This window comes from uncultured Marinobacter sp. (assembly GCF_963974375.1).
Taxonomy (GTDB): Bacteria; Pseudomonadota; Gammaproteobacteria; order Pseudomonadales; family Oleiphilaceae; genus Marinobacter.
Genome location: NZ_CAXBDN010000130.1, coordinates 1 through 11508, shown reverse-complemented (window position 1 = coordinate 11508; position 11508 = coordinate 1). Strand labels below are relative to the sequence as shown.

At 57.8% G+C, this 11508-nt stretch carries 12 protein-coding genes; 7 read left to right on the top strand and 5 right to left on the bottom strand.

All coding sequences use genetic code 11. The features are described from left to right. Together AAC035_RS12060 and AAC035_RS12055 are read left to right on the top strand one after the other, a co-directional pair. A partial coding sequence (locus AAC035_RS12060) for a DUF1853 family protein (protein WP_339804444.1) occupies positions 1-489 on the top strand: 489 nt, incomplete at its 5' end. Between the two features lie 169 nt (positions 490-658). After that, positions 659-1369, top strand: coding sequence for a hypothetical protein (locus AAC035_RS12055; protein ID WP_339804441.1), 711 nt, complete (start codon positions 659-661; stop codon positions 1367-1369). 41 nt (positions 1370-1410) lie between these two features. Here AAC035_RS12055 and AAC035_RS12050 read toward each other — a convergent pair whose 3' ends face one another. Next, the gene (locus AAC035_RS12050; RefSeq protein ID WP_339804438.1) at positions 1411-3150 is read right to left on the bottom strand and encodes an ATP-binding protein; all 1740 of its coding nucleotides are present in this window, start codon (positions 3148-3150) and stop codon (positions 1411-1413) included. A 96-nt stretch (positions 3151-3246) separates the two neighbouring features. Between AAC035_RS12050 and AAC035_RS12045 the strand changes: the two genes are divergently transcribed. Together AAC035_RS12045 and AAC035_RS12040 are read left to right on the top strand one after the other, a co-directional pair. After that, on the top strand, positions 3247-3552 hold the full coding sequence (locus tag AAC035_RS12045; RefSeq protein WP_339804435.1) for a hypothetical protein: 306 nt from the start codon (positions 3247-3249) through the stop codon (positions 3550-3552). Between the two features lie 131 nt (positions 3553-3683). Next, complete coding sequence (locus AAC035_RS12040; protein WP_339804432.1) at positions 3684-5006, top strand: glycerophosphodiester phosphodiesterase family protein; 1323 nt, start codon at positions 3684-3686, stop codon at positions 5004-5006. A 61-nt stretch (positions 5007-5067) separates the two neighbouring features. Here AAC035_RS12040 and wrbA read toward each other — a convergent pair whose 3' ends face one another. The 3 genes from wrbA to AAC035_RS12025 all read right to left on the bottom strand — a co-directional run bounded on the left by wrbA (position 5068) and on the right by AAC035_RS12025 (position 8167). After that, entirely contained in the window at positions 5068-5667 is a 600-nt protein-coding gene (wrbA, locus tag AAC035_RS12035; protein ID WP_339804429.1) for an NAD(P)H:quinone oxidoreductase, read from the bottom strand. Between the two features lie 189 nt (positions 5668-5856). After that, on the bottom strand, positions 5857-6489 hold the full coding sequence (locus AAC035_RS12030) for a hypothetical protein (RefSeq protein WP_339804427.1): 633 nt from the start codon (positions 6487-6489) through the stop codon (positions 5857-5859). A 151-nt stretch (positions 6490-6640) separates the two neighbouring features. Then, positions 6641-8167 (bottom strand): RICIN domain-containing protein, encoded by a 1527-nt coding sequence (locus AAC035_RS12025; protein ID WP_339804424.1) that lies wholly within the window; start codon positions 8165-8167, stop codon positions 6641-6643. 392 nt (positions 8168-8559) lie between these two features. Between AAC035_RS12025 and AAC035_RS12020 the strand changes: the two genes are divergently transcribed. The 3 genes from AAC035_RS12020 (at position 8560) to AAC035_RS12010 (ending at position 10778) form a co-directional block, all read left to right on the top strand. Then, a complete protein-coding gene (locus AAC035_RS12020) occupies positions 8560-9000 on the top strand; it encodes a VOC family protein (protein WP_339804421.1) in 441 nt (146 codons plus the stop codon). A 196-nt stretch (positions 9001-9196) separates the two neighbouring features. Continuing rightward, positions 9197-9922: a spermidine synthase gene (locus tag AAC035_RS12015; protein WP_339804418.1), complete on the top strand. Its 726-nt coding sequence runs from the start codon at positions 9197-9199 to the stop codon at positions 9920-9922. Between the two features lie 52 nt (positions 9923-9974). After that, positions 9975-10778 (top strand): ATP-binding protein, encoded by an 804-nt coding sequence (locus AAC035_RS12010; protein WP_339804415.1) that lies wholly within the window; start codon positions 9975-9977, stop codon positions 10776-10778. Here the strand turns inward: AAC035_RS12010 and AAC035_RS12005 are convergent. Continuing rightward, on the bottom strand, positions 10759-11508 hold a 750-nt coding region (locus AAC035_RS12005), incomplete at its 5' end, for an ATP-binding protein (protein WP_339804412.1). The genes AAC035_RS12010 and AAC035_RS12005 overlap by 20 nt on opposite strands.

The following is an 11508-nucleotide window of genomic DNA, read 5'->3' as shown; positions in this document are numbered from 1 at the left end:
TGGTATGGCCCCAATGCCCGGGATCGACTGGACCTGAAAACCCGCCACCTGCTGGACCATCAGAGTCAGCTCACCGGACTGCCGGAAACTCAGGCCGCACTGCAGGCGGCGGGTATTTCCGGCCCGCTCTTGCCCCGAATCTTCATGCCGGGCTATCTGTTCTATCCGCGGGCCACTATTACGGAGCCCCCGCTACCGGCACCAAAGCAGGTGCCGGTCAACCATGCCCGAGGATACTGGTGTCGGTTGGGCGAGACACCAGTACAGGCAACGGCAAACTGGGTGCCTCTGAACAAACCTCACTGGCTTGGGCCCTGGTGGCAGGAAACCCGGCCGGATCCCGAGCTGGTGGAAACGGCAATGGAATCGATCCGGTTGCGTGGGAGTCCCCGGTTATTTGCTAACCTGGAGCAAAATGCAGCCACCGGCGTGTGGCAGGAGACAGGGCGATGGTTTGTGGTTCCCGAGTCCTGGCCAGCAACGCAATAAGAGCATTTGGCAGGCAGTTCACGGAGCCGGGATCCGAGTATTGAACAAATATGGACATTAGTTAATACTTTGGGCAGTGTATGAGTTAAGTGTCCGGCGATGTTAACCCTGCAGATTGGGCATAGCGTTGCTGAATCAAGGCCTGTGTCCCGAATCAAGGATTATGGAAATGACAAGAAACTGGCAGAAATCCCCGTTCGTACTTCTGATCACTGTTGCAGGAACTCTCACTTTTGGTTCAGCCGCTCACAGTGAGACACTGAACTGGCAGGCTACTCCACTGTACGGAACCGTCAGCCTGACAGCCGGTTTTCAGCCTGACCCCCACCTCGTGGAGATTGATGCCGGCGGCACCACCAACGTCGAGCCGGTGTTGAAAAATAACTGTCTGGGTTACGTGAACAGCGAAGCGCCGGATGTGGACGTCAATTACACTCCGGGTAGTTATCCGCTGACGTTTTCTGTCATGTCTGACGCGGATACAACGCTGGTCATCTATGATCCGGACGGTAACTGGTATTGCAACGACGACTTTTCAGGAGAGAGCCACAGCAATCCGGGTGTAGTGTTCGAGCGGCCGCCTGCAGGCAACTACAATGTCTGGGTGGGTACCTATGGTAATGACGGGAACACGCCCAAGGCTATTTCCGGATCTCGGAAGCTCGTCCTGACTGGAGTGCTCTGGCCCCGACTCAGGCCTCCAGTCCGACGCGTGATGATATTGAGTGGGGTGACGATGGCAGCCAGTGGGCCAATGATGACGAGTGTGACGATCCCCGCTTTGCCGGACCCGGCGCACACGAAACCAATGTCGCGGAAGACCGTTACCACGATGCCACAGATTGTCGCACGCTGTATGAGCGGGGGCAGGTGTACCTGAAGTAATGCTTCACTTTCACTGAGCCACCTGCAGGGCAGAGGTTATACCGTGACAGCTGGCTCTCTGGTGGCTCTAGGCAGATACAGCTTCAGCGTGGTGCCTACGCCTGTCGCGGAATGAACACTGATGTGCCCTCCCGTTTGTTTGACAAAGCCCCAGGTCATGGCAAGGCCAAGCCCTGTGCCCTGGCCCAGGGGCTTGGTGGTGTAAAAGGGCTCAAAAATCCGGTCCAGATGTTCCTCAGGGATACCGTGGCCGCTATCAGAGACGGCCAGCATCACATAATCTCCGGGCATCACATGTGCGGCATGCTCGGGCTCCGATTGCCGGACAGTGACTTTGGAAGTGGTGATGGTAAGAACACCACCCCCGGGCATGGCGTCGCGGGCATTGATACAGAGGTTGAGCAAGGCACTTTCAAGCTGGGTGGGATCGGCCTCGGTGGTCCACAGGCGTTCATCCAAAAGTAGCCGGATCTGGACATGATCACCCAGAGTTCGTTGCAGTAACGCGAACATTCCCTGAACCAGACGATTAACGTCAATGAACTGAGGCGTCAGGGACTGCTTGCGTGAAAACGCCAGAAGATGGTTGGTCAGCTCTGCGCCACGCTGGCTGGCTTCGAGAATCATGGTGGCCAAGGCCTGATGGTCAGGCTCTTTTTCCAGGATTTCTGCCAGCAGTTCTGCATTACCCATGATAACCGTGAGCAGGTTGTTGAAATCATGGGCGACGCCGCCGGTCAGGCGCCCGACTGCTTCCAGTCGCTGTGATTGCCGCAGTTGTTCTTCGGTTTCCCGGGCCTCAGTGATGTCCAGGCATATCAGTACCAGTGCTTTCGGTTGGCCGGCAGTATCATTGAGCCGGGCAAGGCTGATGCGAGTCCACAGAAGCTTGCCGTGAGAACTGACCAGACGCAGCTCTGAGTGGGCATTCTGATGATCTCCCTGTAACGCCTCAGCAAGAGCCGTGTGCCACTTTTCCCGGTCGTCTTCGCAAACCAGTGCCGCCAGTGGTCGCGCTTTCAGTTGGTCCGGAGATTCGTTCAGCATCTGCCCAAAGGTGGTGTTGACGTACTCGCAGATACCATCCGGAGACAGCCAGCCGATGCCACTGGCTGCCTGGTCGAAAATCTGCCGGAACTGGGCCTCGCTGGCGCGGATGGCCCGATGGGTGGCTTCCTGGGCCTGGGCCCGTTCCTGACTTGCAATGTAAGCTTCACGGTAGCGGGCGAACAGGCCGAGAATAACCAGAAAGGAGGTCAAGGCGAGGCAATAGACTGTCAGCGGCGCCAGGAACGTGTTTGGTGCGTCCAGCAGTGGAATACTGCCCGCTGCGAGTGCCAAGGCGGACAGATACATCAGCCACGTGATCACTGACTGAAAGCGGTTGGTATTCACAAATCGGTTGAAGGCCAGTAGCGGGAAAAACCAGAGCTGATAAACCATCAGATTGGCAAGAGATTCCGTCTGCAGCAAGGAGATCAGGCCACCACCAATCAGGTAGCCGTAGAAGAACACACTGACGGTAGGAGCGACCCAGGGCGTGCGGTCGAATGGGCTGACCCAGAGCACCACGATCAGGGTGCCGCAGAATACCAGCGATGCAACCAGCAACAGGGTTTCCATCCCCGCGATGGCGCCGATGGATCGGCCAAAAGTCAGTCCAAACAGGGTTCCCCCCAAGGCTAGCCAGAGAGCTGTCCATACCATCAGGCGGGATTGTCGAATAGATTCCAGACCGACGACATCCATTGGTCCGATCTTGCTGGTCTCTGGCATAGGGGCTCCTGTCGCATCTCTGGATGCAGTGTAGTCCAGGATGGGCAGTTAAACTGTATTAAACAAGTACATAAATACAGACAGGGAAGGATGAATATGACACTGGGATGGGTAATTGCCGGCACCGTCGGGCAGCTGATGCTAGCCTATTTAGGATTGATTGGTGCCATTTTTGGTGGAGGCGCGGCTTCACAAGTGCGATCCGGGCCACTGAGTGAGTTCGAGAACAGCGTGCTTACCGGAGCCATTTATGGGTTGCCAGCTCTGAGCGTAATAACGGCTGTGCTGGTGATTGCGCTCTACCTTGCGGATAAGGGTCCCTGGTCCTTCGCCTGGCATTTGCTGCCAGTCGTTGCCCTGGTGTGCTACGGCTGGTACGTCTTTCACTGGCTGTCAGAATGACGCTGACATGGTCGTTTCACCGGGTTGTCATGGTTGGTGTGAACAATTCCGGGAGGGTGGGTTGATTATCAGGGTTGTTGCTGTACCTCGTTACTTGCCCGTGCCGCCTATACACTTACAAGGAGTGAGACATGATCAGATGGAAGACGTTGAGCGTAATCCTGACGCTGACAGTAGCGTTGGGCACAATCGGTGCCCCGGAGGTCCTGGCGTCCGGCTGGAACCCGGGCGATGACCGGAAAATCCCGCCCGGACTGGCGCGGTTGCAGGAGAAGTTCCAGGCCCTGAAAAAGGACATCCGCGAAGGGCGTAACGCCGTTCACCTCGGACCACGACCCCTGTGGCTGGTGGACGATATGGCCGAGGGTCCCCTGAAGGAGAAGCTACAATCCTGTCAGGGCAAGCCGATGCGGCGCACGGATTTTTCCATTGGTCACCGGGGCGCACCGTTGCAGTTTCCGGAGCATACCCTTGAGTCCTATGTGGCTGCGGCGCGCATGGGGGCAGGCATTCTGGAGTGTGATGTGGCCTTTACCAAAGACCGCGAACTGGTCTGTCGCCACGCTCAGGATGATCTTCATACCACCACCAACATCGTGACCATTCCCGAACTGAACGCCAAATGTACCCAGCCCTTTGTGCCGGCAGACCCGGCATCGGGCACACCGGCCCGGGCAGAATGTCGGACCAGTGATATTACCCTTGCGGAATTCAGGACACTGGAAGGAAAAATGGACGCCTTTGATGCCATGGCCACTACCCCGGAAGCCTATGTGGGTGGCACCGCCAACTGGCGTACCGATCTTTACGCCAGTCGTGGCACCTTGTTGAGCCATCGGGAAAGCATCGAGCTGTTCCAGTCCCTGGGTGTGAAGTTCACTCCGGAGCTGAAAACGCCGGTGGTGGAGATGCCGTTTGAGGGTGACTACAGCCAGCAGGACTATGCCCGGCAGATGATCCAGGATTACATCGATGCGGGTGTGGATCCGGATCAGGTCTGGCCCCAGTCATTTCTGCTGGACGACGTTCTGTTCTGGGTCAATGAGCTTCCGGAGTTCGGTGCTCAGGCGGTGTTTCTGGACCAGTCGCCACTGGCACCGGAAACCTCTTCGCTGGCCTGGATGGAAGGTCTGAAATCCCGGGGGGTCAACGTGCTCGCACCGGCGCTGTGGAAAATGCTCGATCTGGACCCCTACCAGAATATCGTACCGTCGGACTATGCCCTGAATGCCCGGCAGGCGGGCCTGGATCTGATTGGCTGGACGGTGGAGCGCAGTGGCCCTCTGGCCAATGGTGGTGGCTGGTACTTCCAGACCGTGGAAGACGCCATCAGCACCGATGGTGATGTGATGACCGTGATTGATGTACTGGCCCGGGAGGTGGGTGTCATCGGCCTGTTCTCGGACTGGCCGGCCACCACCACTTACTATGCCAACTGCATGGGACTTCGTTAGCTTCCTGCCATCAGTAAAAAGCCCCCGGATGCCGGGGGCTTTGTTCTTACGGGTTTGTCGGTTAACTGACCAGTTTTACCGCGAGTTCCGCTACATGCTTGCCCTGGAAGCGGGCAATGGCCAGTTCCCGGTCATCCGGCTGCCGTGAGCCATCGCCGCCCGCCAGGCAGGAGGCACCGTAAGGTGTGCCGCCGCTGACTGTGGAGATATCAAACAGCTCCGGTGTGCCGTAGCCGATGGGCACAATAACCATGCCGTGATGGGACAGGGTGGTCCAGGTGGAGGTGATGGTCTGCTCCTGGCCGCCACCGGTTCCGGTTGAGGTGAACACGCTGCCCAGTTTGCCGAACAGGGCGCCCTTGGCCCAGAGACCTCCGGTCTGATCCAGAAAGGTGCGAACCTGGCCGGACATGTTACCGAACCGGGTTGGTGTACCCAGGATAATGGCGTCATAGTCGGCCAGCTCAGTGGGTGTGGCCACTTCCGCGCTCTGGTCGGTCTTGCCGCCTGCGTTGGCAAAGGCCTCTGCATTCATGGTCTCGGGGATACGCTTGACGGTTACCTCAGCTCCGGCAACTTGTCGTGCACCCTCGGCGACGGCCTCCGCCATGGTTTCCATGTGACCGTACATTGAATAATAAAGTACCAGTACCTTTGCCATATCCTGTTTCCTTCTCACTTTCAGTGGTTTTCAGTTGCATCTCCGGGACACTAGCGACGTCAAATGCATGTTTACACCAGCCCGTTCCATGCCTTGCAGGATAGAAGACGTGAGGAGGTACTGAAACCGGAAGTTTTCGACCCCGATGTTCAAAGAAACTGACAAGGTTTGCGCGGTGGCAGGCTGCCCTCAGTCCGGCAGCGGGTAATAGAGGTGATAGAGGGTTCTGGCGCCTTCCAGGTGGACCCCCGTCCGCGAGTCGGTGGGCCGGATACGTACGTTGGCAAGCAGATAGCTTTCCGGCACATCAAGTCCCGGCTGGTCGGGCAATTGCTGCAATAGCTGAAAATGGTTGTCGTCGTCGCCCTGGCGCAACTGGTAGCCGGGCAGGGCGGTCTGATAGAACGCAAGAACTTCTTGTGGCGCCGCGCGGGTCAGAAACGAGGCTGTTGGCAGGCTCAGCAGGGGGCGTTCATTGAATTCCAGATCAATACCGGTACGGGCATGCATCAGCAACTTGCTGCCCGGGTAAACCGGCAGGCTGATTCCGGTTTCGTGGTCTTCGCTGGTATCGAGAATATTGTCCCTTAACTGGTCATCACCTGAGGTTTGCATGGCCTCCACCAGGGCGTAGAAGCGCTGGCGCTCGTCAGCGCTTGGTGCCCGCTCCCGGAACGAAGTCTGCAATGCGTGAATCTGTTGAAGGTAATCCTGTCTGGTCGGCTCGGCTGCCTGTGCTGTGGTCTGCTGGTCCCCGCTGAGGGCCATAGCGGGCACGGCCAGGCAAAGTACCAGGATGCTTCGGATCAGCGAGGATGTCATGGTGAACTCCGGACTCAGAAGGGAGGCTGATCATTGTTGCCCGCAACAAAATGGGGTTTGAAGGCGCGTTTCATCAAAAAAGCTGTAGCTGCTGATGGAAAAGCCGGAAGCCTGCCGGGGTTTGTGGCAGGCCTCCGGATAAACCGTCAGGTTACAGATTGCACCTGCCGGCACCCGCGTTCTGGACAACGTGGTTCTTTACCTGGCCCGTGGCCAGCAAATCATATTGGTAAGGCGGATTGAAAAGGGTGGTCGGGGTGGTGGCGGATCCGGCCAGCACGCAACCGCTTCCGGTGTCCCAGGTGATGTTGTTGAACTGGTTGTTGCGGGTATCCCAGTAGCCGATCTGATTGCTGTAACAGGACATGATGGGGTTCTTGCTGTTCTCGAACACATTATTGTCAATGCGGACCTGGGCGCCCATGCGGCTGTTGATGCCGCTGTCGAGTATGCGGTTGTAGTAGTTGTTGTAAATATGGGTATCGCTGTGCCGGATCAGCGGGGTGCGGGAATTGACATTGTCCCAGTGGTTGAAGGCATAGGTGATCCGCCGGTTGTTTTCGCTGTTGTTGTCGGTATGACCGGTGAGCGATGTTTTCCAGCTGCTGTGCAGATGGTTGTATGTGATGGATATGTTGTTGGCGTTGCGGGTGGTGTCGATCAGCCCGTCGTAGTAGTCCTTGTCCACATTGAGGCTGTTGTAGAGGGTGTTGTGGTCAATCCAGATGTTGCTGGACGGACCCTGGATGCCGATAGCATCGCCATCACCTTCGCGCACGTAACGTATGGTCAGGTTGCGGACAATGACATTGTTGGCGCGCCAGATCTTGATGCCGATACCGTCCAGCAATGCGCGGCTGCCGACACCGATAACAGAAACGTTGTTGACGTCCTTGATGTCCAGTTTGCTGGTACCGCCGGAGTTGGCCAGATTGATGGTGCCGTCCACGCGGATGGTCAGCGGCGTGTTGGTGGCCTTGTTCTTGATGGCATCCATGAACTCACGGCCATTGCGCACAGTGACAGTCTGGCCACCCGCACCACCGGTGGTGCCACCGTTCAGGGTGGCATAGCCGACGGGTGCGGCAAGGCAGGCATTGACGTTACCGTTACCGGGATCTTCCGGAGTTACCGGGGGCGTTGGCTCTGGTGCGCTGCTGATGGTCTGGAACTGCCATTGCTGGTTGGCTCCGCCGGTGTCGGGCCACTGCCGGATATCACCGCCATTGGCCCGGCTCCACTCCCACACATCCAGCGCCATACCGCTGTGGCGGGAAAGAATCTTGTAATAGCCATTGCCTGACGGCTCAATGCGCCACTGTTGTTGCGGCCCGCCGTTCCAGCTCCACTGACGGATTTCACCACCGGCTTCGGTACTGAAGTTGAACAGATCCAGGGATTTGCCGCTGTGGGCGGGGCGGATCGAATAATAGCCGTTGCCCAGTGTGTTCACATCAAATTGCTGGTTCTGATTGCCGGAACCCACCTGCTCCCACTGCACGACATTGGCGCCATCAGCGGTGCTGCGGCCAGACACATCCAGCACCAGACCACTGTGGCGGGAGGTGATGTAGTAACGGCCATTCTCGACATCGGCGTAGGCGAGGGGTGTTGCAAAGGTGACCAGGGTGGCCAGCGCCAGGGTGGCGCCGGTGGATCTGAATGCGTTGACGTCCATGTTGGATCTCCGTATCAACCGGTTGTTATCGAAGTAAGCGCTTGCAGCGCTGGAGCGGGGACTTCCTGATCCCGTAGAGGCATCATGCCGTTTCTGCGGTTACATTTTGACCGATTATTTAACAGTTCAGAAAACATTAACGGGTAGTCATTCTGTATGACGATGGCTTGGAACAGTCCGTTCTGCGATGGTTTTTCAATATGACTCCGGAGGAGTTGTTTGTAGCGGCATAGCTGCAGGATATCTACGACATTCCCCCTGCTGAAGCCCGGGGTTGATCTGGGCCTGATTTCGGTTTCAACTGTCACTCTGAATAAACCCTATTGGTTAGCGTCTGCAGCACTTTATCGGTGACCTCGGAGCAACCTCTTGACTAGCTTACGGAGTGACCTATGCAATACCTTCACACCATGGTCCGGGTGAGTAACCTGGATGAATCCCTTCGTTTTTACTGTGATTTGCTGGGTCTGAAGCAGATCAGCCGCAAGGATGTCGAGAAAGGCCGATTTACCCTGGTGTTTCTGGCGGCTCCGGAGGATGAAGCGCGGGCACGGGAAGACCGGGCGCCGATGGTGGAGCTGACCTGGAACTGGGATCCGGAGGAATACAGCGGCGGCCGTAATTTCGGCCATCTGGCTTACCGGGTGAAGGATATCTACACGCTGTGCCAGCATCTGATGGATAACGGCGTCACTATCAACCGTCCGCCCCGGGATGGCCACATGGCGTTCGTGCGCTCTCCCGATGGCATCTCTGTTGAGCTGCTGCAGCAAGGTGAGCCCGTACCAGCGCAGGAACCCTGGGCCAGCATGGAAAATACCGGTAGCTGGTAGACCCTCTGCCAGTTCCGTAGCTGGGCACCACAACAGTGATCCTGGTGATCTTTGTGCCCCTGTGGCTCGGTAACAAACAGTGGGGTGTGATGACCTGCGGTATTCATCCGAAGGCACTTGGTATCGATCTCTGATCGCCTGGCGGGTTACTCCCCAGTACCATAGGGGATCATTTTCGCAGCATCAGGAATCAGCCATGGGACTTCTGTTCGAGCAGATCGACAGTCAGCCATCTCCCCTCGGGGAAATTACCTTGCGCAGACGCCGTATTCCGGCGCTTGGCGACCGGGATATCTACGAAGTGAAACTGGGCGACGAATTCCTGATGTCCAGCATGTTTGTGGACGCCGAGGTGGCGCTGGCGGATCTCGGCATCACCGCCGTTGAAGGTGAGCCACTGGCGGTGGTGGTGGGTGGTCTCGGTCTGGGTTACACCGCGGAGGCCGCCCTGAAGCACAGCCGGGTCGGCGAGATGCTGGTGGTGGATGCGCTGGAGACCGTCATCCGCTGGCACCAGGAAGAAAAAGTGCCACTGGGCAAGGTGCTGAACAACGACCCCCGTTGTCGTTATGTACATGCCAGCTTTTTTGATCTGGCGGTGTCAGAGGAAGGCTTTGATCCGCAACAGCCGGGCCGAAAGCTGGATGCTATCCTGCTGGATATCGACCACTCGCCCCGGGCACTGCTCAACGAGTCCAACGCCACCTTCTACAACCCCGAATCCATTGGCCGAATGGCCGCTCACCTGCGCCCCGGCGGGGTGTTTGCGCTATGGTCCAACGAGCCGCCCGATGCAGAATTCATGGCGGTGCTGGAGCAGGTGTTTATCGACCCCCGGGCGGATATCATTTCTTTCTACAATCCGTTTCAGAACCGGGAATCCACCAACACGGTGTATGTGGCTTTGAAGCCCACTGCATGACCAGATCAGGTCGCATTGTCCCGGTCTGCTTCGGGTTTGAGGTAAAGAACGTATGACGGAAGTACATTCGACGGATGGAAACATTGACTGGACCAGAGTGTCCGCCGGGATCTGGCGCCGGCATCGCCAGGGTCTTCGGGCCATTCGCCGGCTTGATCCCATCGCCTGGGATGAGCTCAAGGGCATCGGGCGTCAGAAGCAGGCCCTGGCCCACAACACTGAGCGCTTTCTGGCGGGCAAGCCTTCCAACAATGCGTTGCTGTGGGGCTCCCGGGGCACTGGCAAGTCATCGCTGATCAAGGCATTGCTGAATCACTACGGCGAACAGGGTCTGCGGATGATCGAAGTGGACAAGGACGATCTGGTCAACCTGCCGGAGATTGTCGACAACATCAGTGAGCTGCCCTATCGCTTCGTGATCTTCTGCGATGACCTCTCCTTCGAGCCGGGGGAGTCTGCCTACAAGGCCCTGAAAAGTGTGCTGGAGGGATCGCTGGAGCTGCCGCCGGAAAACGTTCGGGTCTACGCCACCTCCAATCGCCGTCATCTGATGCCGGAGTACATGTCAGACAACCTGAAAAGCGAAATGCGCGGCGACGAACTGCACCCCGGGGAAGCAATTGAGGAACAGGTGTCACTGGCGGATCGTTTTGGCCTGCAGCTGTCCTTTTATCCGTTTCCCCAGGACACCTATCTGGAGGCCATTGATGCCCTGTTTCCCCAGGTGGCAAACCGCGAGGTATTACACCGGCTGGCAATACGATTCGCCACCAGCCGTGGTGTCCGCAGCGGACGCACTGCCCAGCAATTCTACCGGGCCTATTCCGGCTTTGCGTTTACCGACGAGGCAGGCTGACCACAAAGCGGACGCCGCCGGGCTCGTTCAGGGCCTGAACACTGCCGCCGTGGTGCTCGGCAATCAACCGTACAATCAATAAGCCCTGACCCAGGTGGCCCTCGCCCCTGGCCGACGCCTGATCTTCCCGCAATGACACGAACGGACTGAAGATCTCGTGGGTCAGGTGCTCAGGCAGCCTTGAACCAGTGTTGAACACGCTGAGCTCCAGCAGCGGCCCGCGAACTTTCAGGGCTACTTCGATCTGCCCTCCGGACGGGGTGAAGTCCCGGGCGTTGTCCACCAGCTTGTCCAGCATCTGAACCAGCAGTTCCGGCGAACCGTGAAGTGCTGTTCCGCTACTGGGACCCTGGTAATGAATGCGGTGATCCGGGTCGAGGCTTTGATAGGCCGCGGTGGTCTGGGTCAGCACATCCGCCAGATCAAAGGTTTCCTTCTCGGCATGATCAAGGGCCTGTTCCAGCCGTGCGGCTTCGCTCATACCCTGAAGAATCTGGCTAAGGCGGTCGGTGGCGCTGTTGGCACGCTGGATATAATTGTTCCGCTCTTGGTCTGTGCTGGCGTGACGGAGGTTATCGAGGGAGGAGCGGACCACTGCCACCGGGGTTTTCAGCTCATGGGACAGGCGCCGGGAAAAACTTTCCAGATACCCGGTATAGCCCTGTAGCCGATCCACCAGCAGGCTGAACTGGCGGGACAGGTCGCCCAGTTCATCGCCGGCCCTGGCGGG